The sequence below is a fragment of the Nocardiopsis endophytica genome (assembly GCF_027706725.1).
Classification (GTDB): domain Bacteria; phylum Actinomycetota; class Actinomycetes; order Streptosporangiales; family Streptosporangiaceae; genus Nocardiopsis_A; species Nocardiopsis_A endophytica.
This window is the reverse complement of record NZ_JAQFWQ010000110.1, coordinates 1-23,127: the sequence shown is the minus strand read 5'-3', so window position 1 is coordinate 23,127 and position 23,127 is coordinate 1. Positions and strand designations below refer to the sequence as shown.

The following is a 23,127-nucleotide window of genomic DNA, read 5'->3' as shown; positions in this document are numbered from 1 at the left end:
CCGAGACGACCGAGTTGGTCGTTCCCAGGTCGATACCGACCGCACGTGCCATGAGTACGTCCTCCGTCAAAGTTGAGTCTTACGGGCGAAAGTTTGCTTCGTCCTCCGTCGACTGTCAAATCACTTGAGTCAGCCCGACTCAAGTTCGACGCCGGTCCGTATAACGCGGGGGCCGGTGCGCTTGTTCCCGGTGCCGGGATGTTTTGGTGGATCATTGGCCACCGGGGGCCCGCGCCCCCGGGGGTGGGCCGGTGCGGGCGGGGCGGTGCCCCCGGCGCCATTACTCGCTAGTAACATGTATGGGGACCCGGTGTGTGGCGCGCCGGGCGTGCACCACGACAGCAGGATTGGGAGGCCGCGGGCGATGCTCTACATCGTTCTGGGGGTCGTGACGACCCTCTTCGCCGTGGTCGGGGTCGCCATGTTCGCCTTTGGCATCCGCCAAATGGTGCGGACCGTGGGCGTCGGCCGGCCGATCGAGAAGGACCGCAAGGGGCCCATCGGGAGGCGATTGACGACCACGCTCATCGAGTCGCTGGGCCACACGCGCATGCTCAAGTGGCGCTGGATCGGCGTGGCGCACTGGTTCGTCATGGTCTCGTTCCCGCTGCTGGTGTTCACCGTGGCCGAGGCCCACGGCGAGGTGTGGGACCCGCACTTCCACCTGCCGCTGATCCACGACTGGACCGTGTACGGCCTGGCGATCGAGGTCATCGCCGCGTTCAGCCTGGTGGGCATCGTCGGCCTGGCGATCTACCGCCAGGTCAAGAACCCCGGGCGCCTGGGCCGCGCCTCGCGCTTCGCCAACTCCCGCAGCTGGCAGGCCTACTACGTCGAGGCCTACATCTTCGCCCTGCTGGTCAGCATCTTCGTGATCCGCGGCTTCAAGGTCGCCATGGGCGACTTCCCGTTCCCGGTGTGGGCCACCCCGGTCTCGCACGCCCTGGGCGCGGTCCTGCCGCCCAGCGAACCCGGCCTGGCCCTGGTCGCCGCGTTCAAGCTGATCATCTCCTGGATCTTCTTCATGGTGCTGGCGCTGGTGCTGACCATGGGCGTGGGCTGGCACCGGTTCACCGCGCCGGTCAACATCTACTTCAAGCGCAACACCGACGGCACGCCCGCGCTCGGCGCGGCCAAGCCGATGATGGACAGGACCGGAGAGAAGCCCCTCGACTTCGAGGAGGCCGACCCCGACGAGGACCCGTTCGGCGTCGGCAAGGTCGAGGACTTCACCTGGAAGGGCCTGCTCGACTTCACCACCTGCACCGAGTGCGGCCGGTGCCAGTCGCAGTGCCCCGCCTGGAACACCGGCAAGCCGCTCTCGCCCAAGAAGCTGGTCATGGACCTGCGGGAGCACGCCTACGCCAAGGCCCCCTACCTCATGCAGGGCCTGACCCCCGAGGTTCTGGAGGAGAAGGCCAAGGAGGACGCGGCGCACGCCGGCACCGACGTGCTCGCCCTGCTGGAGAAGCCGCTGGTGGGCACCGAGGAGGAGGGCGGGGTCATCGACCCCGACGTCCTGTGGTCCTGCACCAACTGCGGCGCCTGCGTCGAGCAGTGCCCGGTCGACATCGAGCACATCGACCACATCCTCGACATGCGCCGCTACCAGGTGATGATCGAGTCGAACTTCCCCTCCGAGGCCAACACCCTGCTCAAGAACCTGGAGAACAAGGGCAACCCGTGGGGGATGGCCGAGGACAAGCGCCTCGACTGGATCTCCGAGGTCGACTTCGAGGTGCCGGTCGTCGAGGACGCCCTGCCCGAGGGCACCGAGTACCTGTTCTGGGTCGGCTGCGCCGGCGCCCTTGAGGACCGCGCCAAGAAGACCACCAAGGCCATCGCCGAGCTGCTGCACACCGCCGGCGTCAAGTTCGCCGTGCTCGGCGGCATGGAGGCCTGCACCGGCGACCCGGCCCGCCGCCTGGGCATGGAGTACGTCTTCCAGATGCTCGCCCAGCAGAACGTGGAGACGCTCAACGGGATCGGCGCCACGAGGATCGTGGCGAGCTGCCCGCACTGCTTCAACACCCTGGGCAACGAGTACCCGCAGCTCGGCGGCGAGTACGAGGTGGTGCACCACAGCCAGCTGCTCGCCAAGCTGGTCGAGGACGGGCGCCTGACCCCGGTCGCGCCGATCGAGGAGAACATCACCTACCACGACCCCTGCTTCCTGGGGCGGCACAACAAGGTCTACACCCCGCCGCGGGAGATCATGGCCCAGGTGCCGGGGATCAGGACCCAGGAGATGCACCGCCACAAGGAGCGCGGCTTCTGCTGCGGCGCCGGCGGCGCGCGCATGTGGATGGAGGAGAAGCTCGGCAAGCGCATCAACACCGAGCGGGTGGACGAGGCGCTGACCACGAACCCGGACACCGTCTCCACCGCGTGCCCCTTCTGCCAGGTGATGCTCGGGGACGCGATCAACGAGAAGAAGTCCAAGGGCGAGGCCAAGGAGAGCCTGGAGGTCGTCGACGTCTCCCAGCTCCTGCTGCGCTCGATCAAGGGCGGGGACGGCGGCCCCGGCGGGCAGGCCGAGCCGGAGAAGGAGAACGCCGGCTAGGGACGCTCCAACGGGGGCGGTGCGACCGGGCGGGAGCGCCCGGGGGCACCGCCCCCGCGCTCGTTCCGGTGGTGCTGGGCGCGCGGGCGCACGCCCAGCACGCGGTCGAGCTCGTCGGTGCTGAGCGGCCGCTCGGACCCGGCCGCGGCGATGAGGACGTCGGCGTAGAGCTCGATCTCCTCCAGGGCCTCCCCGTCCTGCAGGCGCGCGTCGACGTGGGGTTCCATGCGCGCACCTCCCGGGGGCCCAGCAGTGTCCCACAGGCTACGTCCGGGTAGCCTCGCGCCGCATGACCCGGAAGGACCATTCACGCCCTAGTCACCGGGGGCGATGCCCCCCGCCGGACCCCCGATGATCTCGGGAGAAACGACGCTACCGGCGCGGTTTTAGCGTCGATTTCCCCGAGATCAACAACGGAGGGGGCCTAGCGCCAGACCACCTCGCGGTGCATCCCGGCGTAGCGCGCGTACTTCTCCGGCGTCTCGGCGAACACCGCGCGGTCCTCGTCGGTGAGCTCGCGGACGACCTTGCCGGGCACCCCCGCCCAGAGCGTCCCCGGGGGCACCGTCTTACCCGGCGGCACCAGGGCGCCCGCGGCCACCAGCGCCCCCGCGCCCACCCGGGCGCCGCCGAGCACGCGCGCGCCGATCCCGACCAGCGCGCCCTCCTCGACCACCGCGCCGTGCACCATCGCCTGGTGGCCGAGGCTGACCCGGTCCTCCAGGACGGCGGGCTCGCCGGGGTCGGAGTGCAGGCCGCACTGGTCCTGCACGTTGCAGCGCTCGCCGATGGAGATGTCCTCGGTGTCGGCCCGCACCACCGCGCCGTACCAGATGCTGCTGTGCGCGCCGATGCGCACGCGCCCCACGACCACGGCGCCCGGTGCGATCCACGCCTCCTCGTGCACCGCGGGCGCGCCGAACGGCGCCTCACCCACCAACGGACGGGTCGGCTCCACCATCGCGATCTCCCTCCCAGGCGCGCGCCTCGGGCCGATCCCGGGCTCCGGCCCCGCGCGGCGCCGATCGCGAATACCTTAGTAACGCGGCGGGCGGTGAGCACGGAGACCTGTCGGGCCCGGCTATTGAGACGCGCTGGTACCGGCGGCTACCGTGGTCGCCTCTTGGTGTTCGCAAGGCCACGCTTCGCATACGACCCGCACCCTGCCCCCGTCTTGCGGTGACGCTCCGTTGTGTGAGATTTGAATGTCGCTGATGCGTGATCAGGGCGTTATGGGCAAGATGGGCACAGGGGGCGGGTCACCCCTTCCCCGACATGCCGCCAACCCGGTTGATTAGGACATGAACGAGCAGAACTCAGACATCGTGTCGAACCTCCTGCGCGAGGAGGCGTTCCCGAGCGCCCGCAAGGGCTACGACAAGCGCCAGGTCGACGACTTCGTGGTGCGCAACCACAACCACATCCGGGATCTGCAGGAGCGGCTGGCCCGGGCCCACGACGAGCTGGAGCAGCTCCGCCGGGAGCTGGCCGAGGCCAAGGAGAGGGCCGCGGTCAAGCCCGAGCACGAGCAGATCAGCGAGCGCATGGCCACCATCCTGCGGATAGCCGAGGAGGAGGCCAAGGAGAAGCGGGCGCAGATCGACGAGGAGGTCGCCGGCATCCGCTCCAAGGCCGAGGAGGACGCGGCCAAGGCCCGCAAGGACGCCGACGAGCACGCCGAGCGGGTGCTCTCCAGCGCCCGGTCCGAGGCCAACGACCTGGTCGCCACCGCCAAGCAGGAGGCCGAGCAGATCCGCTCCCAGGCCGAGAAGGACGCCGAGCGCAAGGTCGGCGACGCCGAGGCCCGGGCCAAGAGGATCAACGACACCGCCGACCGCCGCCTGGCCACCCTGACCGCCACCCACGGCGAGGCGGTGCGCCGCCTCGGCGACATGCACCAGACCCTCGCCGAGCTGCTGCAGGCCGAGAAGAACGCGGGCCCGCTGGAGCCGGACGCCCCGGAGGAGGCCGAGGCCGAGCCGAAGGCCAAGGGCGGCGCGGCCGAGCAGGGCGGTGCGGCCAAGGCGAAGGCCGAGCCGCAGGCCAAGGCCGGGGCGCCGGCCCAGGCGGCCAAGCCCGAAGCCGCCAAGGCGCAGCCCGCCAAGCCCGAGGCGAAGCCGGAGCAGGCCGCCGCGCCGGAGGAGAAGGCCGCGCCCGCGGCCGCGCCGCAGACCGGCCCCCAGCAGGGGGCGGCCCAGCAGCAGGGCACCGGTCCGCAGCAGGGGCAGCAGGGGCAGCAGCAGGGCCGGCAGAACCACCAGGGCCCGCAGAACCAGCAGGCCCCCGATGAGGCCACCGTCAAGATCGACCCCGTGACGGCGCAACAGGCCGCCCGTCCCCAGGGGCAGCAGCAGCCGCAGAACCGGCAGGCCGCGCAGGGCCAGCAGCGCCCTGCGGCGCCGCAGGCGTCCCCGCAGGGCGCCCGCTACAACGTGCCGGCCCCGCCGGAGGCCGCGGCGGCCCAGCAGCCCGCCCAGCCCGCCCAGCAGGCCCAGCCGGGCACCGGTCCGCAGCAGGCCCGGCCGAACCAGCAGAACCAGCAGCCGCAGGGGCAGCCCGGCCAGGCCGACCCCGGCGCCACCGCCGTGCACCAGCGCCCGGCCGCGGCTCCGCAGAAGCCGCAGCAGGACGCCGAGCAGGGCGAGGGGGTCCGCATCATCAAGCCTTAGGGCGCATCGCCCGGGTTGGAACATGTCGGGCCGGGGCCGGGCGCACGCCCCGGCCCCGGCCTCGTTCGTCCCGGTATGCGGGGTGACGTCGGATGTGTCGCCCCCGGTCGGCTACCATGCCTGAGCCATGATGATCCGCACGGCCATTCGGTCGGACCTGGGCGCCATCCTGCGGCTCCTGCGCGAACTCGGCGACGGGCGGCCCGCGCAGGGGGGCACCGTCCGCATGTCCTCGGCCGCCGTGCGCGCCTGGACCCGGATGGAGGGCGACCCCGACCGCTCGGTGCTGGTGGCCGAGCGCCGCGGGCAGATCATCGGCACGCTCGACCTGATGGTCGTCGCGGGCCTGACCCACGACGCCCAGCCGTGGGCGATCGTCGACAACGTCGTGGTCGACCCCGCGTGCCGGCGCTCGGGGGTGGGCCGCGCCCTGATGGAGGACGCCTTGGACCGGGCCTCCCGCGCGGGCTGCTACAAGGTGGAGCTGCTCTCCCACGAGGGGCGCCAGGGGGCGCAGGGCTTCTACCGCGCCCTCGGCTTCGACGACTCGGCCCAGGGCTTCCGCCGCCACCTGTAGCCGCCCCTTGGCCGGGGCTACCGGGTCCCGGAGCGCAGCGGGGCCTGCCGCAGGAACAGCACCAGGACGAACCCGACGGCCGCGATCGGCATGCCCAGGATGAACACCTGGTGCATGGCGGTGTTGAAGGCCTCGATGACCCCGTCCTGAACAACGGCGGGCAGCGCGTGGATGGCGTCCGGCGACCCCAGTGCCTTCTCCGACAGGTGCGGCATCTCGGGCGCGGGGAGCCCCTGGGCCTCGCTCGCGGCCGCGGCCTTCGCGGCGGACCGGGCCATGGCCTCCAGCTCGGAGTGGAGCCGCTCGGTCATCACCGCGCCGAAGACCGCGACCCCGAACGCGCCGCCCAGGTTGCGGAAGAACGACACCGCCGAGGTCGCCGCGGCCATGTCGGAGCGGGGCAGCGCGTTCTGCACGGCGAGGATGAGGATCTGCATGGACAGGCCCAGGCCCAGCCCGATCAGCGCGACGCCGGCGCCGACCAGGACCAGCGATGAGCCGGTCTCCAGGGTCGAGAGCACGCCGAAGCCCGCCAGGATGAGCACCATCCCGGCGACCGGGTACCGCTTCCACCGCCCGGTGCGGCTGACCAGGAACCCGGACGAGACCGAGGCGGTGAGCAGGCCCAGCACCATGGGCAGCGTCATCAGGCCCGAGGCGGTGGGGCTCATCCCCTTGACGATCTGCAGGTACTGCGGGAAGTAGATCATCACCCCGAACATCGCCATGCCCACGCACATCGAGGCGGCGGCCGAGAACAGGAACGTGCGGTCGGCGAACAGGCGCGGCGGCAGGATCGGGTCGGCGGCGCGGCGCTCGGCGGCCACGGCGAGCCCGGCGAGGACCAGCGCCCCGGCCGACATCAGGTAGGTGGGGGCGGAGTTCCAGTCGAACTCCTTGCCGCCCAGGCTCAGCACCAGCATGGCCAGCCCGGCGGCGCCGACGATGCACGAGGCGCCCCTCCAGTCGACGGGGGCGCCGCCGTGCGGGCGCTTGGGCAGCCGCAGCAGCCGCTGGATGGTGATGAAGGCGGCCGCGGCCACCGGGACGGTGATGAAGAAGCACCAGCGCCAGCCGAGCGGGCTGTCCACCAGGAACCCGCCGAGCAGCGGCCCGGCGACGGTGGAGACGCCGAAGACCGCGCCGAGGAACCCGGCGTAGCGTCCGCGCTCGCGGGGCTCGACCACGTCGCCGAGGATGACCTGCGGCAGGGTGGCCAGGCCGCCGGCGCCGATGCCCTGCACGAAGCGGGCGCCGATGAGCCAGGACATGTCCTGGGCGAACCCGGCGGCGACCGAGGAGCCGATGAAGATCACCAGCGCCGTCTGGAACAGCAGCTTGCGGCCCCAGATGTCGGAGAGCTTGCCCCACAGCGGGGTGGAGGCGGTCATGGTGAGCAGGGTGGCGCTGGCCACCCAGGAGAGCTTGTCCTGGCCGCCCAGCTCGCCGACGATCGTGGGCAGCGCGGTGCCCACGATGGAGGTGGTGAGCATCGAGGTCAGCATCGCGAGCATCAGGCCCGCGAGGATCTCGACCACCTGCCGCCGGGTGTAGCGGGGGCCGGGTGGGCCGTCCCGCCCGTCGCCGCCGTCCCCCGCCGCGGCCGGGTCCGGGCGCCCCTGTGCCCCCTGGTCCGACCGGTCGGTGATCGCCCGCTCCGCCACGCGTTCTCCCCCTCGACGCTCGTCCGTGCCGGGCCCACCCCGCCGCCGCGCGCGGCGTGCGCGGGCACGCCTCAGGGACCGCCCTGCGGCGGTCCTGGTGCGGGTGAGGGGAGGTCCGATTCTCCCCTCCGGTATAAGTAAACAGTGTTGACTTGTCAAGCCGGGCGTCCGGGGGGACCGGGGCGACGTGCGACGATGAGAGCCACGGACCCGAGGCACGACGGGGAGCACGACACCGATGGAGCGGCCGGAGGACGGCGGGTGCGCCGGGCGGGCGCGCGACCGGGAGGCGACGCGCCAGCGCATCCTGGACAGCGCGCGCGAACTGTTCACCAGCGAGGGCTACGCGAAGGTCTCCTCGCGCCGCATCGCCGCGCACGCGGGCGTGAACGTCGCGCTGATCAACCGCTACTTCGGCGCCAAGCGCGGCCTGCTGGCCGAGGTGATCGCCGAGGAGGCGGCCTTCCCCGGCATCGTCGAGGGCGACCGGGAGGGGCTGCCGCGGCGGCTCGCCGAGCACGTCGTGCACCGCACCCTGGCCGGGGGGACCCCGCTGGCGCGGGCGCTGGAGCACTCGGCCGGGGACCCGGACCTGAAGTCGGTGCACGAGGAGCGGCTGAAGAACGCGGTGATCGGCCCGCTGGCGGAGGTGATCGGCGGTCCGGAGGCGCGGGCGCGCGCGTCGCTGGTGGCGTCGGTGATCCTGGGGGTCGGCCTGGTGCGGCGCATCGAGGGCGCGGCCTCGCTGAACGAGCTGGAGCCGGACCGGCTGGTGGACCACCTGACGGCGGTCATCGGCGCCTGCCTCTCCGACGCGGCGCCCGGGCGGGTGCGCTCAGGGGGCGGGGAAGGCGGGGGGTAGGGGGCGTCCCGCGGAGGCCGGGGCGGTCCCCCGCCGCTGCGGTGCGGAGTCGTCCGTCCCGTTCGTGCGCGTGTTGTGCGCGGCGCGGATCAGCCATGAGCCGCCGCGGCGGACCAGGACGAGGGTGATCAGGCCGCTCCGGTCCTCGGGCGGGCGGCCGCCGGGCAGGCGGTGGCCGGGCCACGTCCACACGGTGTGGACGAGGGCGGTGTCCGGGGTGATCGCCTGGATGCTCACGATCTCCTGCGTGTAGGCGGACTTCTGCGCGATGACGGAGGCGGGGACGTCCTTGTGGCCTTCGACGTTCTCCCGGCGGGTGCGCCACCACAGGCCGCGATGGGTGACGAAGTCCGCGTCCTCCGTGAAGCAGGCGCCCCAGGCGTCCATGTCGTGCGCGACCCACAGGCGGGTCAGCTCGGCGATCAGGTCGCGGATCTCCTGCCGCTGCTTCTCGTCCATGGCGCCCACTCTGGAACCTCAAGCGCACTTGAGGTCAAGGGGTGGAGGTTCCGTGGCGGGCGGGGGGGGGGCGCTTTGCCGTGGCCGCCGCCGGGTCGAATCCGCATTGCGCGATCATGGCCAGGAGTTCAGGACGACACGCCGGTGAATTAAGAGTGCTCCGTAACCAGGGGCGCCGTGTGCTTCGGTGGGGAACCGTGCGGCCCGTGCCCTCGGGGGCGGGCCGGGAACCGGACCCGCCCCGACGGGGCGCGGAACGACGGGGGGAACCCATGCCCAGCACAACTACTCTGAGTTACGAAATAATCACCCACCGAAGTGCCGGTCGGCGGCCGAGTCGGCTCGCCCGGGCGGCGGTCCTCTTATCCGCGCTGCTCGCCCTCGGCGTGGCCGAGGCGGTCGCGGCCCCCGCGGCCCCCGCCTCCACGGTCGCCCGAAACGCCGTCGAGCACGCGCTCGACCAGGTCGGCAAGCCGTACCGGTACGGCGGAGGCGGACCGGACTCCTTCGACTGCTCCGGGCTCGTGAAGTGGGCCTACGGAAAGGCGGGGCGCTCCCTCCCCCGCACCACCTACGACCAGTACCGCCAGGGCACGCCGGTGTCCCGCGCGAACGCCGCCCGCGGCGACCTGGTCTTCTTCTACTCCGGCCCCTCGCACGTGGGCATCCACCTGGGCGACGGGCGCATGGTGCACGCGCCCAGCTCCGGAAAGACCGTCCAGGTCGTGCGGCTGGCCGGCCACTACGCCGACAACATCGCCGGAATCCGCAGAGTCGGCTGAGCGGAACCCGCCCAGTGGAGCCCGCCCAGTGGAGCCCGCCCAGTCGAGCCGGCCCAGCGGGGCCGGAGCGGCCCGGGCCGGTAGGATCCGCCCTTCCGCGTTGTGCAGCGCGGCGCCCTCGCCCCGAGCCGTGGAAAGCGGCTCCGCCCCGCCGCTAGGGTGGGCATTCCGCATCGCGGAGTCACGCGTGCGCAGGTCAGACAGGCGGAAGGGGCGCGGGTGGGGCGGACGGGCGGTCCCGAGGCCGTGTGCGTCGGGGAGACCATGGCCGTGCTGGCCCCGGCCGACGGCGCGCCCGCCGACCGCGGGGGAGACCTCGCGGTCGGCGCGGGCGGCGCCGAGGCCAACACCGCCACCGGACTGGCCGCGCTCGGCCACCGCGCCGCCTGGGCCGGACGGCGGGGCGACGACCCGTTCGGTCGGGTGGTCGCCGCCGAGCTGCGGGCGCGGGGGGTGGACACCTCCGCCGTGGAGATCGACCCCGACCGGCCCACCGGGGTGTACCTCAAGGACCCCGACCCGGCCGGGAGCCGGGTGCACTACTACCGGGCCGGGTCGGCCGCGTCGGCCATGGGGCCGCACACCCGGCTGCCGGACGGGGCGCGCCTGGTGCACGTCTCCGGCATCACCCCGGCCCTGTCGGCGGGGTGCGCGGCGCTCGCGGACCGGCTGCTGGCCCCGGACCGGCCCCGCGGCGGGCCGCTGGTCTCCTTCGACGTCAACCACCGGCCCGCGCTGTGGAGCGCGGAGCGCGCGGCGCCGCACCTGCTCCGGCTGGCGGCGCGGGCGGACGCGGTGTTCGTCGGCGCCGACGAGGCGGCCCGCCTGTGGGGCGCGCGCGGGGCCGAGGAGGTGCGCGGCCTGCTGCCCGGGGTGCCGCTGCTGGTGGTCAAGGACGCCGAGGCGGACGCGGTGTGCTTCTCGGAGGAGGGGGCGGCGCGCGTGCCGGCGCTGAAGACCGCGATCGTCGAACCGGTGGGGGCGGGGGACGCCTTCGCGGCGGGGTTCCTGTCCGGGCTGCTCAGGGGCCTGCCGGTGCGGGACCGGCTGCGGCTCGGCCACCTGATGGCGGCGGCGTGCCTGAAGGCGCCCGGCGACACCGCGCCCCCGCCGCCGCGCGCGGTCCGCGACCGCCTCCTGGCGGCCGACGAGGAGGCATGGCGCTCGGCGGTCCTCTAGGCCCTGTCCGGAGTTCCCGTTGATCTCGGGAAAAACGCCCCTAAAAGCGCGGTTTTAGCGTCGATTCTCCCGAGATCAACAACGGGGAGGGCGCCCGCTCGGCGGTCCCGGCCGCGTGGTGCGGCGCGGGCCGCACCGTGGTCAGCGCGGGGGACAGCTCCGCCCGGCCGCGGACGCCGAGCTTGCGGTAGGCCCGGGTGAGGTGCTGTTCCACCGTGCTCACCGTGACATGCGCCTTGCGGGAGATCTCGCGGTTGGTGTACCCCAGCGCCGCGAGGGCGGCCACCCGGCGCTCGGTCGGGCTCAGGCCGTCGGCGTCGGGGACCTCCCCTGACACCCCCGGCGTCTCCGGTCCCCGCAGCACGTCCGCCACGGAACGGCGCACCGGCACGGCCCCGCAGCGCTCGGCGAGGCGGTCGGCCTGCTCGGCGAAGGCCCGGGCGCGGTCGGACTCCCCGAGGGCCGACAGTGCCAGGGCGAGCCGCGCCAGCGCGCGGCTCTGGTCCAGTGCGGCCCCGTCGTCCCGGAGCAGGTCCACCGCCTCCCGTAGGAGGGGCGGCCGCAGGTGCACCTCCCGGGTCTCGGCGAGCACCGCCAGCTCTCCGGCGCGCACCCGCGCGGAGCGGGGGGCGGGCAGGGCGCGCTGCTCCTCGATGAGCGCCCGGGCGCCCTCCCGGTCGCCCAGCGCCGCCAGCGCCTCGGCGGCCCCGGTCCGCCAGGGCAGCAGCGCGGGCGTGTCCATCCGCCAGGCCCGCATCCGCTCCCCGCAGGCCCGGAAGTCCTCCAGCGCCGCCCGGGGCCGCCCGGCCGCCAGCCCGAAGGCGCCCCGCGCGGCCAGGTAGTCCAGCCCGTACCGGGTCCGCAGGGCCGTCGGGGCGAGCGGGTGGTACAGGCAGCGCTCGGCCTCCTCCAGCTGGCCGCGCCCCGTGTGGGCCGCCACGAGCGCGGCGAGCGGGACCGCCGCGAACACGCCCAGACCGCGCGGCGGCACCCGCTCCAGGCTCTCCTGGGCGAACCGGACCGCCTCCGGGAGGTCGCCCCGGCGGCAGGCGGCCCGGGCCCGCAGCGCCCCCAGGACCGATGTCCACGTCGCCGACCCCCGCCGCTCCGCCCGCTCCTGCAGCCCCCGGGCCAGCTCCTCCGCCTCCTCCTCCCGCTCGGCGTGGACCAGCGCGGTCACGGCCGCCTCGACCTCGGCGGCGGACGCGGTGTCGAGCGGCTCGGAGCGCAGCAGGCGGGCCGTGCGGTCGGCGCCCCCGGCGACCTCCCCCGAGCGCAGGAGCCCGGCGAGCGCGGCGACCGCGCCGCACGTGCCGTCGCCGTCGCCATCGCCGTTCAGCGCGGCATCCGGGTGGGTGGCCGCCGTCCACAGCCGCACGGCGCCCAGCACGCGGGCGGCCTCCGCGCCCCCGCGCGCCGCCTTCTCCAGCGCCCGGTGGGCCTCGTCCGCCCGCGCCCGGTCCCCGTGCCAGAGCGCCAGTTCCACGAGCCACCCCAGGTCCTCGGGCGGCAGCGTCCGGCCCCGGAGCGGGCGGGGCGGCGGCACCGCCGCCGCGGCGGCCGGGCTGGACCTCCATTCGGCACGGGCCAGGGCCAGCAGGGTTCCGACGTCCCCGTCCAGGTCGGCCGCGGTGCGCAGGTACCGGGCGGCCCGCCTCGGGTCGCCGGCGGCCAGCGCGTGGTCGGCCGCCTCCCGGAGCAGGCCGGGGACCCAGTCGGCGCCCGTGTCGGCGCCGGACAGCAGGACCTCGGCCACGTCCGCCGCGGGCGCGCCGACACGGTGCAGCAGGTGCGCGGCCCGGGTGTCCAGCACGCACCGCTCCCGCGGGTCCATCCCCTCGCGCACGGCGTCGCGCGCCGCCGGGTGGCGCAGCACGCCCTCCTCCGTCAGGCCCGCCCGGTCCAGCAGGCCCAGCGTGCGGTCGGCGGCGGGGACGTCGACGCCGAGCAGCTCCGCCACCGCGGCCGGTCCCGAGGCGCGGCCCAGCGCCGCGGAGGCGCGTGCGGCGCGCACCGGGCCATCGCCGAGCCGGTGCAACAGCACCGCCACCGAGGCGGCGTAGGTGCGCGGTGCCGCCCCCGGGGCGCCGGCGTCCCGCATGTCCTCCAGCAGTGACTGGGTGAGCAGCGGGCTGCCGCCTCCGGTCCGGTGCACGCGCTCGGCGTCGGCCGCCCCGATCGGCGCGCCCAGCACCCGTGCACCGATCCGCGCCGCCTCGTCGACCGTGATCGGGGCGAGCCGGAGCCTGCGGCACAGCGGGTGGTGCTCCAGGTCCGCCAGGACGCGGCCGCCGCCCGGGGACTCGCCGACCGCGGGCACCAGCAGGATCCGGCTGCCGCGCAGCCGGTGCGCGATGTGGTCGATCACCTCCAGCGACCGGGGATCGGCGTGCTGCGCGTCGTCGATCACGACCACCAGCGCGCCGCGGTCGGCGGCGCGCGCCGCCAGTGCCTCCCAGGTCAGGTGGGCCGCTTCGGGGCCGAGGAGGCAGGGCGCGTCCCGGTCGCGGCCGAGCCCGTGGGCGATCTGGCGCACCGCGCCCAGGTCCACCGCGCGGTCGGCGCGTGTGCAGGACACCGTCACCAGCGGCACGCCCGCGCCGGCGACCCTCGCGGCGAAGGCGTTCAGCAGTCGGGTCTTGCCGAAACCGGGCGGCCCCATCACCATGGCGATCCGCCCGGCCCCGCGCTCGCACTCCTGGAGGAGGCCGATGAGCTCCTCCAGTTCGCGCGCGCGTTCGGTCGACTCCGGCTCCATCGGTCTGCACCCTCCGATGCGGCGGCGCGCGGTGTCGGTCGGTCACGGATGCGGACGGTGCCGCTCTCCGTCCGTGCCGAATGCTAACCCTGAGTGCGCGCCCGCCCCAGAGCCGCGCGCCCGCCTCGGGGGTCCACCTGATCCTCGACCCCGCGCAGGCTTGCCCCGCCCCGAGGGAGGTGATCTCCCGGCCGCCCCCGGGCCCACGACCATGCCCCCTGTGCGTCCCCGGCCCCCGAGGTCCGCGCGGCCGGAGCCGTCGGCCTCCCGCCGCCCGAACGCCGTTCGGGGAGAAAGCCCAGGACGGGCGGTCGCCGTGCGGCGGCGCCCCCTCCGCGCAAGTGGCCGGATGAGGCCACGGTCGCGGTCGGGGCGCGCGGCGGTAGGGGGCGGGGCCCACAGGCCTGCCGCCGGATAGGGGAGCGGTAGGGGTCCCCGAAGAGCGGTCCGCGGCCGTTGCATGGCATCCGGTGGTGCGGCCCGCGACCGGCGGGTCCGAGGATCCAGGAGGCGGACGTGAACAGCGACGATATACCCCCTGGGCGAGAGGCGTCCCAGGACCGCGAGACGGTCCCCGAGGCGTTCCGCCGCCGGGCCCGGGAGCGGCCCGGCGCGATCGCCCTGATCCGCGGGGACCGGCAGGTGACCTACCGGGAGCTCGACGAGGAGTCCGACCGGCTGGCCGCGCGGCTGGCAGGGATCGGCGCCGGGCGGGGCGCGGTGGTGATGTCCCTCCTGGAGCGCGGCGTGGAGAGCGTGGCCGCCTTCCTCGGCATCCTCAAGGCGGGCGCGGTGTACCTCCCGGTGGAGTACGACACCCCGGGCGCACGGGTGGAACTGCTCGCCCGGGAGGCCGGGTGCGCGGCCGTCGTCACCGGCCCCGCGGCCCCGCCGGAGGGGGTGTGGGCCCTCCCCCGGGTCCCCGCCACGGGCGACGCGCCCTCCACCCCGCAGGCCCTGCGGCCCCCGGGGCCGGACGACCTCGCCTACCTGGTCTCCACCTCCGGGTCGACCGGGGAGCCCAAGGCCGTCCAGGTCGAGCACCGGTCCCTGGCCCACCTGGGCGCCGTCGCGGCCCACGCCTACGGGATCGGCCCCGACGACCGGGTGCTGCAGTTCGGCGCGCTCTCCTTCGACACCTCCATCGAGCAGATGGCGGTCGCCCTGGTGAGCGGGGCGGCCCTGATCCTTCCCGACACTGTGTGGGCCCCCAGCGAGATGCCCGTGCGGCTGGCCGCGCACGGCGCGACCGTCATGGACCTGACCCCCGTGTACTGGCGGCGCGTGCTCGATGCGCTGGAGGCGGGCGTCCCGGCGCCCCCGTCGCTGCGCCTGTCCATCGTCGGCGGGGAGGCGGTCCCGGCCGACGACTGCATGCGCTCGCTGCGGCTGCTGCCCGGGGTGCGCCTGGTCAACGCCTACGGGCTGACCGAGACGACCATCACCACCTGCGTGAAGACCATCACCGGGGCCGACCTGCGGCCCGGGGCGGCGGCCCCGGTCGGCCGGGCGCTGCCCGGCACCGAGGTGCGGGTGCTCGGCCCGGACCTGCGCCCGGTGCCCCGGGGGGAGACCGGCGAGGTCTGCATCGGCGGCGCCGGGGTCGCGCGCGGCTACGCCGGGCGCCCCGAGCAGACCGCGGAGCGCTTCGTCCGCGACCCGGACGCCGCCCCCGGTTCGGCGGCCCGCCTGTACCGCACCGGTGACCTGGGGCGCGTCAACGCCGACGGGGACCTGGAGATCACCGGCCGCGCCGACCGGCAGGTCAAGATCCGGGGCTTCCGCGTGGAGCCCGGCGAGGTCGAGGCCGCGCTGGGCGCCTGCGCCCCGGTGGAGGCCGGCGCGGTGCGGACGGTCGAACGCGGCGGCCGCACCGTCCTGGCCGCCTATTACACGCCCGCGCCCGGGGCGCCCGGCGCCGAGGAGGCCGAGCCGGCGCTCCGGGCGGAACTCGGCCGCACCCTGCCCGCGCACATGGTGCCGGAGGTGTTCGTCCGCCTGGACGCCCTGCCGCTGCACGCCAGCGGCAAGATCGACAGGGCGCGCCTGCCCGAGGCGGAGCCCGGGGCGGAGCCCGGAGCCGGCACGGCCCTGGCGGCGGGGGACGGCGCCGGGGGGTTCGAGCGCGGCATGGCCCGGCTCTGGAGCCAGGTGCTGGGCGTGGACGAGGTCGGGCCGGACTCCGACTTCTTCGCGCTGGGCGGCGACTCGATCCTCGCCTCCGAGCTCACGGCCAAGGTCCGCGCCGCGTTCTCGGTGCCCATCACCCAGGTGCGCCCGCTCATCCGCGTGCTCCTGCAGGAGCCGACGCTCCGCGCGTTCGCCGACGCCGTGCGCCGGGCGCGCGCCGGGACGCTCGACGGCGGGCCGCGGCTCACCGAGGAGGAGTTCGAGGCCGAGGCCGAACCCGGCGTGGAGATCCGGACCGACCCGGAGGGGCCGGCCCCGCGCCGCGACGACCCGCGGGAGGTCCTGCTCACGGGGGCCACCGGGTTCCTCGGCGCCCACCTGCTCCGCGAACTGCTGAACACCACCGGCGCCCGGGTGCACTGCCTGGTGCGCGCCGACGGCGAGGAGCACGCGCTGGAGCGCATCCGGGCCAACGCGCGCGCCTACTTCCCCGACGACCTGGCGGCCCCGGGGGTGGCCGAGCGCATCGTCCCCCTCCCCGGCGACCTGGCCGAGCCCCGGCTGGGGCTGTCCGAAGAGGACTTCGACCGGCTGGCGCGGACCGTCGACGCGGTCCACCACCCGGGCGGCGAGGTCAACTTCGTCTACCCCTACTCGCGGCTGCGCGCCGCCAACGTCGAGGGCACCCGGGAGATCGTGCGCCTGGCCGCGCGCCACCGCAACATCCCCGTCTTCTACGTGTCCACCATGGCGGTCGTGTCCGGGTACGGCACCGCCGGGGTGCGGCACGTCACCGAGGAGACGCCGCTCGCCCACCCCGACCACCTGTCGGTCGGCTACGTGGAGAGCAAGTGGGTCGCCGAGCGCATGCTGCAGCACGCGGCGCGGGCGGGGCTGCCCGTGGCGGTCTTCCGGGCCGCGGACATCTCCGGCGACACCGTCTCGGGCGCCTGGAACACGGCGACGGAGATGTGCGCCGTCAAGAGGTTCATCGTGGACACCGGCAAGAGCCCGGTCGCCGAGCTGCCCCTGGACTCCACGCCGGCCGACCGCTACGCGGCGGCGCTGGCGCACATCGCCCGCACCGTCCCGCCGCGCGGCGAGGTCTACCACCTCACCAATCCCGGGAAGGCGAACATCTCCCTGCTCGCCGAGCGGCTGCGCGCCCACGGGCACCGGGTCGACGAGGTGCCGTGGGAGGAGTGGATCGAGGAGCTGGTCGGGTTGGCGGTCGATCACCCCGGCCACCCGATGGCGCCGTTCGTCCCCCTGTTCGTGGACCGGTGCGCGACGGGGGAGATGAGCGTGGCGGAGATGTACCTGGAGACGACCTTCCCAGTGTTCACCAGGAACAACGTGGAGAAGGCGCTCCAGGGGTCGGGGATCGCCGTCCCACCGGTGGACGGGCCGATGCTCGACTCCTACATCGCCCACCTCACCTCCATCGGCTTCCTCGGGGGTGCGTGATGTCCCGCTGGAAGGAGATCGACCTGTCCGGCGCCCCGGCCGGGGGGCCCGTGGCGTTCTGCGCCGACATCAGCCCGCAGAGCATCGCCGACGCCCAGCGCGCGGGCCTGTACCCCTTTCCCGCCCCGACCGAGGAGCAGGCCCTGTTCAACGAGGCCTTCTTCGCCGACCGGGTGGAGGCGGGCGAGGTGCGGCTGCTCGGCGAGGGCGACCCCTACGCGGTGGCGTGGTGCTCGCCGGATCCGCGGGCGATCGTCGAGGCCGGCGCGATCCGGGTGAGCCGGAGCATGCGCCAGGCCCTGCGCAACAAGCTGGCCTGGACGACGACGGCCGACGCGTGCTTCACGCGGGTGGTCGGGGAGTGCGCGGCCGGGCGCGAGCCCCGCTGGCTCACCGACGGCCTGGCCGCGTCCCTGGAGCGGCTGCACCGGGAGGGCCGCGCGCACAGCGTGGAGGTCTGGGAGGGCGGCGAGCTCGTCGGCGGCGTCTTCGGGTCCCGGGTGGGCGGGGTGTTCACCGCCGACTCGATGTTCCACCGCCGCCCCGGGGCGTCCAAGGTCGCCCTGTTCGACCTGGCGGCGCGCTTCGCGGAGGCGGGCGGCTTCGCCGTCGACATGCAGCAGGAGGCGGCGCTGGGCGGGCTGATCGGCGCCCGCACCCTCCCCCGCGCCGACTACCTGGAACTCCTGGAGGAGCGGGCGCAGGACACCGGTCCGCTGCCCGCGGACGAGCGCGAGGCACGGAGGCTGGCCGGATGAGCAGGACGCACACGGCGGTGGACCTGCGCGCCGTCTCCCTCGCGGAGCGCCCGGACCTGATCGGCGAGGCGGTGGGGATGCCCACCGCGTGGACGGAGTTCGTACTGCGCTCGCCGATGCTGGCCATGGCCGGGTGGATCTTCGAGCGCCACCCCGAGTACCAGACGGTGCTGATCGACGGCGACGGCCGGGTCGTGGCCCGGGCCGAGGCGGTGCCGTTCCCGTGGGACGGCGACCCGGGGTCCCTTCCCGCCAACGGCTGGGACGGGGCGCTCGCCCTGGCGGCCGGGGCCGCGTTCGCCGGGGACGGGGCCGCGTCCCCGGCGGTGTGCCTCCTGGAGGCGGCCGTCGTCGACGGGATGCGCGGGCGCGGGGTCGCGGCGCGCATGATCGACGCGGTGCGGGGACGGATGCGGGACCTGGGGCACCGCGACATGGCCGCGCCGGTGCGGCCCACCGGCAAGGAGCCCGGATCCGGCGTCGGCCTCGCGGACTACGCGGCACGGGTGCGCGGCGACGGGCTGCCCGAGGACCCCTGGCTCCGGCTGCACGTGCGGCTGGGGGCGCGGATCGCGGGGGTGTGCCCGGCGTCGATGACCATCGGGGGAGGCCTCGCCCAGTGGCGGGAGTGGACCGGGCTGCCGTTCGACGCCGACGGCCCGGTGGAGGTGCCCGGCGGCCTGGTGCCGGTCGTCGCCGACACGGCGGCGGACCAGGCCGTCTACGTCGAGCCCAACGTGTGGGTGCACCACCGGCTGTGAGGGGGCGGGGCCCAGTTGGGCCCCGCCGCCGGGCCGACCTGGTCAGTCGGAGACCACACCATTCCGGCGGACGCGTCCCTCACCCCACGGCGGCGCGGGTCTCGGCGAGCACCCGCGCGCGCTCCTGCGGGGTGGCGCCGTCCGGGCCGTCGAGCCAGCACAGGGCCAGCTCGTCGATGCCGGTGGCGCGGTACTCCTCCACCAGGCGGGGGATGTCGGCGTAGGACCCGCAGAAGGCCAGCCGTCCGGCGGCCTCCGGCCCCGGGGCGTCGCGGCCGGGGGCGAGCGCGTCCGCGGCGAGCACCCCGGCGACCGGGGGCGGCAGCAGGTCCGCCAGCACCGGTGCCAGGTGTTCGGCGGCCGCCCGCCGGTCCGGGCCGACGGACACCGCGGCCACCGCCCAGACGCGGAAGCCCGCACGGTCGCGGCCGGCCCGCTCCAGGTGGCCGGTGGCCGCCTCGAAGGTCGTGCGCAGGTATTCGCGGGACGCCCCGGCGCTCAGGGACAGCCCGTCCGCGTCGGTGGCGGCCAGCTCCACCATGCGCGGGCGGACCGCGCACAGGTCGACGGGCGGAGGGGGCGTGTCGGCGCGGGAGGCGCGCGCCGCCCGTGCCGTCCGATAGCCGTCGAAGGACCATCCGCCGGGTCCGGCGTGCCCGCCGTGCACGCGCTCCCCGGCCAGGCACGCGCGCAGGTCGCGCAGGAGGTCGCGGGCCGCCGAGCGGGGGCGCGGCAGGTCCGCGCCGATCCGGGCCATCAGCTCGGGCACCCCGGTGCCCACCGCCAGGCGGACCCGGCCCGGCGCGAGCTCGGCCAGTGAGGACGCCTCCATGGCGGTCACCCCCGGGTGCCGGGCCTGCGGGGTGAGGCCGACCAGGCCCACCTCCACCGAGGCCGTGCGGGAGAGCACCGCGGCGGCGGGGGCGACCGCGTCGGACAGCCCGACGTGCTCGGCGCACCAGACCCCGTCCAGCCCCGCCTCCTCGGCCGCCTCGGCCAGGGCGAGCTCGTCCCGGAGCGGTCCGGTTCCCGGCAGCACCACGCTCAGCCGCATTGCTCAGACCTTCGTGCAGGAGACGATGCGGGCGTGCGGGCGGGTGAGGTAGGCCCGCCAGTGGTCCTCGCCGAAGAGGCGCAGCCCCTCCTCGGAGGGGCGCAGGTCGCTCCACTCGGGAGCCGAGAACCCGGCCTCGCGGAGCGCGCGGGCGTAGGTCTCCTCGCGCCAGTGGTAGGCCTCCACGCTGAACGACTCGTCGCCGTCGGCGACCGTCAGCACCAGCGGAGCGCCGTCGCCGCGCCCGTCCCGGCTGCGCAGGCCCAGACCGTAGGGCGCGTACCAGCCGGGCTCGTCGCTGAAGTCCTCGTTGGCGACGAGGGTGACCAGCCGCCCGCCCGGGACGAGGGCGTCCGCCAGGCCGGCGCACATGGCGCGCAGCTGGTCGAAGGTGCGGGCGTAGGGCAGCACGTAGGCGCCGAACACCAGGTCGAAGGGGCCCAGACCGGCGGTATCGGCGGCGTCGCGCAGGACGTACTCCACCCCGAGCGGCGCGTCGCGCTCCACCGCGCGGGCGTGGTCGACCATCCCCGCCGACCGGTCCAGGCCCACGACGCGGCGGGCGCCCGACCGCTTGAGCAGGCGTGTGTAGAGTCCGCTGCCGCATCCCACGTCGAGCACGGAGCACCCGGTGACGTCCCCGACCGCCGGGAGCACGCCCGGCGTCTCCAGGTACCGCACGAACGGAAGCTCCTGCGTGCGGTCGTACTCCGGGGCGAGGGCCGAGAACTGGTCGGCCGGTGACATCTGGTCGGGCATCGCCGCTCCTCCGACTCCGGCCGCGGCCCGTGGCGGTCCGCGGCGCTTCGGCGGCGACGCTCGCAGGGGCGGGGCGCCCTCGTCAACGGCGGCCCACCGGTAGGGGGAGGACAGGGGGTGGGGTAGGGGGCGGCGCCCCTCGACCGGATCCCGGCGCGGGGGCCACCCCCGCGGACACCCCGCACCGGAAAACGGTCCGGGAGGGAGTCTGGCCCCTGGAGTTAAGAAGTACATGAGAACGCCCCCTCACCACCCTTGAGAAGGCGCGCGGACAGGCGGGTGTGCTCCGCGTTGATCTCGGGGAACTCGGGGTTAAAACGGACACGATAAGCCCGACTTCCCCGAGAACAACACCAGCGCGCACCGCCCGCCTGTCCGCGAGGGTCTTAAGAGATCTCTGAGAAAACCCGGCGGTGCGTGTCCTGGCAGGTCGCGGCCGAGTAGCTTCGGTGGGGTGAGTCGAGGAGCAGGCCCCGGCGGGGCGCGGGTGCTGGTGGTCGAGGACGAGCCCGCCGTGCGCGACGCCGTCGCCGGAGCGCTGGAGATCGAGGGCTACGAGGTGCGGCGCGCCACCGACGGCGCCACCGGGCTGGAGGCGGTGCGCGCCTGGCCCCCGGACGCGATCGTGCTGGACCTGCTCATGCCGTTCATGGACGGCATCACCATGTGCGCTCGGCTGCGCGACCGCGGCGACCGCACCCCGGTGCTGGTGCTCACCGCCCGCGACGCGGTCAGCGACCGGGTCGAGGGGCTGGACGCGGGCGCCGACGACTACCTGGTCAAACCCTTCGACCTGGACGAGCTGCTGGCGCGGCTGCGGGCGCTGCTGCGCCGGGCCCACCCCGACGCCGGGCGGCCGCTGTCCTACGGCGACCTGACGGCCGAGCCCGGAGGCGGCAGGGTCTGGCGCGGGGAGCGGCCGATCGAGCTCACCCGCACCGAGTTCGCCCTGCTGGATGTGCTGCTGCAGAACGCCGGCCGGGTGGTGCCGCGCCCGGTGATCGCCGACCGGGTGTGGGGGTACGACTTCGGGCCCGCGTCGAACTCGCTCGACGTGTACATCGGCTACCTGCGCAGGAAACTGGAGGCGGAGGGCGAGCCCCGGCTGGTGCACACGGTGCGCGGCGCGGGGTACGTGCTGGAGGACCGCTCCGGTGGCTGAGCGCGGCTTCTGGGGGCGCTGGCCGCTGCGGGTGCGGCTGGCGGCCGTGACCGCCGCCGCGGTGGCGGCCGCCGTCGTCGCCGGGACCGCGGTCGCCTTCGTGATCGTCCGCCACCAGCTCACCGAGTCGCTCGACCTGAGCCTCAAACGCGAGGCCGTGCGGGTGGAGCGCCAGTTGGGGGACGCCGAGTGGCTGGGCTCGGGGGAGTGCGTCTACCTGACCGCGCCGAGCTGCGTGCAGCTCATCGGCCCCGACGGCACGGTCGACCCGCCGCAGGCCGACGACACCCCGTGGGTGCCGCAGCGGGCGTTCGCCGTGGCGCGCGGGGAGGCGGGGCCGTTCTTCACCGAGTCGGGGATCGGGGACATCCCCGTCCGCGGGTACGTGGCGCCGCTGGGGGACGGGCGCGCGGTGCAGGTGTCGGTGCGCGCCGACGGGGTGCGCGAGTCGGTGCGCGAGACGGGGGTGCGGCTGGCGGCGGCGGGCGCGGCCGGCGTCGCGCTGGCGGCGGCGCTCGGGTACGCGGTGGCGCGCACGGGGCTGCGCCCGGTGGAACGGCTGACCCGCACGGCGGAGACCATCGCCGCCACCCGCGACCCGCGGCACCGCATCGACCTGGAGGGCGGCGACGAGCTGGCCCGGCTGGCGGGCAGCTTCAACCAGATGCTCGCCGAGCTGGAGGCGTCGGCGGCGGCCCAGCGCCGGCTGGTCGCGGACGCATCGCATGAGCTGCGGACGCCGCTGACCGGGCTGCGCACCAACATCGACCTGCTGGCCCGCGACCTGCCGCCGGACCGGCGCGACCAGGTGGTGCGGACGCTGCGGGCCCAGTCGGTGGAGATGACGGGCCTGGTGAACGACCTGATCGAGCTGGCCCGGGGGGAGCGCGAGGACCGCGCGCCGGAGCCGGTGAGGCTGGACGAGGTCGTGCGGCACTGCGTGCGGGCCCAGCGGCGGGACCGGCCGCGGGCGCGGTTCGGCACCGACCTCGAACCGGTCCTGGTGGAGGCGGTGCCCGACCGCATCACCCGCGCGGTGGGGAACCTGCTCGACAACGCGGCGAAGTTCGCCCCGGAGGGGCGGCCGGTCGAGGTGCGCCTCGGGCGCACCGGCACCGGCGGCGCCGAACTGACCGTCCGCGACCACGGACCGGGCATCCCGGAAGAGGACCTGCCGTACGTTTTCGACCGCTTCTACCGGGCCCCGTCGGCGCGGTCCCTCCCGGGATCGGGTCTGGGCCTGGCGATCGTCGCCCAGGTCGCGGAGGCATCAGGGGCGAAGGCGACGGCCGAACGCCCGGAAGGCGGGGGAACCCTGATGCGGCTGACCTTCCCAAAGGCGACCCCCGCCGAAGCCCCATCCCCATGACCCGGGCGCCGGGGCGCGGGTGGTCACCGGAGTAGGCGGTGGTGCGTGCTGGGGAGAGTGGCCGGTTTTCCTTGGTCGGCGTTCAGGCGGTTGGGGTTGGGGTTCTATCCCCACCGTCCGTGGGTGCATGGTCGCTGCTGCTTGGCGGGCCCAC

Annotated in this window: 18 protein-coding genes; 11 read left to right on the top strand and 7 right to left on the bottom strand. The window is 75.2% G+C overall.

All coding sequences use genetic code 11. The features are described 5' to 3' along the window. Positions 1-364: 364 nt before the first annotated feature. On the top strand, positions 365-2,563 hold the full coding sequence (locus O4J56_RS26600; RefSeq protein ID WP_270689570.1) for a (Fe-S)-binding protein: 2,199 nt from the start codon (positions 365-367) through the stop codon (positions 2,561-2,563). On the opposite strand, the gene O4J56_RS26595 is transcribed toward O4J56_RS26600, so the two are convergent. Together O4J56_RS26595 and O4J56_RS26590 are read right to left on the bottom strand one after the other, a co-directional pair. Next, positions 2,560-2,790 (bottom strand): hypothetical protein, encoded by a 231-nt coding sequence (locus O4J56_RS26595; RefSeq protein WP_270689568.1) that lies wholly within the window; start codon positions 2,788-2,790, stop codon positions 2,560-2,562. The genes O4J56_RS26600 and O4J56_RS26595 overlap by 4 nt on opposite strands. Positions 2,791-2,987: 197 nt before the next feature. Next, positions 2,988-3,524 carry a gamma carbonic anhydrase family protein gene (locus O4J56_RS26590; RefSeq protein ID WP_270689567.1) on the bottom strand — a complete coding sequence of 179 codons (537 nt, stop codon included), beginning with the start codon at positions 3,522-3,524 and terminating at the stop codon, positions 2,988-2,990. Between the two features lie 340 nt (positions 3,525-3,864). Between O4J56_RS26590 and O4J56_RS26585 the strand changes: the two genes are divergently transcribed. After that, entirely contained in the window at positions 3,865-5,232 is a 1,368-nt protein-coding gene (locus tag O4J56_RS26585; RefSeq protein WP_270689566.1) for an ATP synthase F0 subunit B, read from the top strand. Between the two features lie 127 nt (positions 5,233-5,359). Beyond that, complete coding sequence (locus tag O4J56_RS26580) at positions 5,360-5,809, top strand: GNAT family N-acetyltransferase (RefSeq protein WP_270689565.1); 450 nt, start codon at positions 5,360-5,362, stop codon at positions 5,807-5,809. A gap of 17 nt (positions 5,810-5,826) precedes the next feature. Here the strand turns inward: O4J56_RS26580 and O4J56_RS26575 are convergent, their stop codons facing one another. Continuing rightward, positions 5,827-7,473, bottom strand: coding sequence for an MDR family MFS transporter (locus O4J56_RS26575; protein ID WP_270689562.1), 1,647 nt, complete (start codon positions 7,471-7,473; stop codon positions 5,827-5,829). A gap of 238 nt (positions 7,474-7,711) precedes the next feature. Between O4J56_RS26575 and O4J56_RS26570 the strand changes: the two genes are divergently transcribed. Next, the gene (locus O4J56_RS26570) at positions 7,712-8,335 is read left to right on the top strand and encodes a TetR/AcrR family transcriptional regulator (protein WP_270689561.1); all 624 of its coding nucleotides are present in this window, start codon (positions 7,712-7,714) and stop codon (positions 8,333-8,335) included. Here the strand turns inward: O4J56_RS26570 and O4J56_RS26565 are convergent. Beyond that, positions 8,309-8,794: a YybH family protein gene (locus O4J56_RS26565; RefSeq protein WP_270689560.1), complete on the bottom strand. Its 486-nt coding sequence runs from the start codon at positions 8,792-8,794 to the stop codon at positions 8,309-8,311. The two genes, O4J56_RS26570 and O4J56_RS26565, sit on opposite strands and share 27 nt — an antisense overlap. Before the next feature lie 386 nt (positions 8,795-9,180). Here O4J56_RS26565 and O4J56_RS26560 point away from each other — a divergent pair, with 386 nt between their 5' ends. After that, positions 9,181-9,576: a C40 family peptidase gene (locus O4J56_RS26560; protein WP_270689559.1), complete on the top strand. Its 396-nt coding sequence runs from the start codon at positions 9,181-9,183 to the stop codon at positions 9,574-9,576. A gap of 219 nt (positions 9,577-9,795) precedes the next feature. Continuing rightward, on the top strand, positions 9,796-10,755 hold the full coding sequence (locus O4J56_RS26555; protein WP_270689558.1) for a sugar kinase: 960 nt from the start codon (positions 9,796-9,798) through the stop codon (positions 10,753-10,755). 40 nt (positions 10,756-10,795) lie between these two features. Here the strand turns inward: O4J56_RS26555 and O4J56_RS26550 are convergent, their stop codons facing one another. Continuing rightward, complete coding sequence (locus tag O4J56_RS26550; RefSeq protein WP_270689556.1) at positions 10,796-13,513, bottom strand: AAA family ATPase; 2,718 nt, start codon at positions 13,511-13,513, stop codon at positions 10,796-10,798. Between the two features lie 516 nt (positions 13,514-14,029). Between O4J56_RS26550 and O4J56_RS26545 the strand changes: the two genes are divergently transcribed. From O4J56_RS26545 to O4J56_RS26535, 3 genes are read left to right on the top strand one after another with little or no spacing between them, the layout of a single operon-like run. Next, positions 14,030-17,110 carry an amino acid adenylation domain-containing protein gene (locus tag O4J56_RS26545; protein ID WP_270689554.1) on the top strand — a complete coding sequence of 1,027 codons (3,081 nt, stop codon included), beginning with the start codon at positions 14,030-14,032 and terminating at the stop codon, positions 17,108-17,110. Next, complete coding sequence (locus O4J56_RS26540) at positions 17,110-17,868, top strand: leucyl/phenylalanyl-tRNA--protein transferase (RefSeq protein WP_270689553.1); 759 nt, start codon at positions 17,110-17,112, stop codon at positions 17,866-17,868. Before O4J56_RS26545 ends, O4J56_RS26540 begins: the two co-directional genes overlap by 1 nt. Further along, positions 17,865-18,629 (top strand): N-acetyltransferase, encoded by a 765-nt coding sequence (locus O4J56_RS26535; protein WP_270689552.1) that lies wholly within the window; start codon positions 17,865-17,867, stop codon positions 18,627-18,629. The genes O4J56_RS26540 and O4J56_RS26535 overlap by 4 nt, the downstream gene beginning before the upstream one ends. 79 nt (positions 18,630-18,708) lie before the next feature. Here O4J56_RS26535 and O4J56_RS26530 read toward each other — a convergent pair whose 3' ends face one another. Further along, a complete protein-coding gene (locus tag O4J56_RS26530; RefSeq protein WP_270689550.1) occupies positions 18,709-19,683 on the bottom strand; it encodes an LLM class flavin-dependent oxidoreductase in 975 nt (324 codons plus the stop codon). A 3-nt stretch (positions 19,684-19,686) separates the two neighbouring features. Beyond that, a complete protein-coding gene (locus O4J56_RS26525; protein WP_270689549.1) occupies positions 19,687-20,442 on the bottom strand; it encodes a class I SAM-dependent methyltransferase in 756 nt (251 codons plus the stop codon). 487 nt (positions 20,443-20,929) lie between these two features. Here O4J56_RS26525 and O4J56_RS26520 point away from each other — a divergent pair, with 487 nt between their 5' ends. Both O4J56_RS26520 and O4J56_RS26515 read left to right on the top strand, forming a co-directional pair. Continuing rightward, positions 20,930-21,604: a response regulator transcription factor gene (locus O4J56_RS26520; RefSeq protein WP_270689572.1), complete on the top strand. Its 675-nt coding sequence runs from the start codon at positions 20,930-20,932 to the stop codon at positions 21,602-21,604. After that, positions 21,597-22,973 (top strand): HAMP domain-containing sensor histidine kinase, encoded by a 1,377-nt coding sequence (locus tag O4J56_RS26515; protein WP_270689547.1) that lies wholly within the window; start codon positions 21,597-21,599, stop codon positions 22,971-22,973. Before O4J56_RS26520 ends, O4J56_RS26515 begins: the two co-directional genes overlap by 8 nt. Positions 22,974-23,127 lie beyond the last annotated feature (154 nt).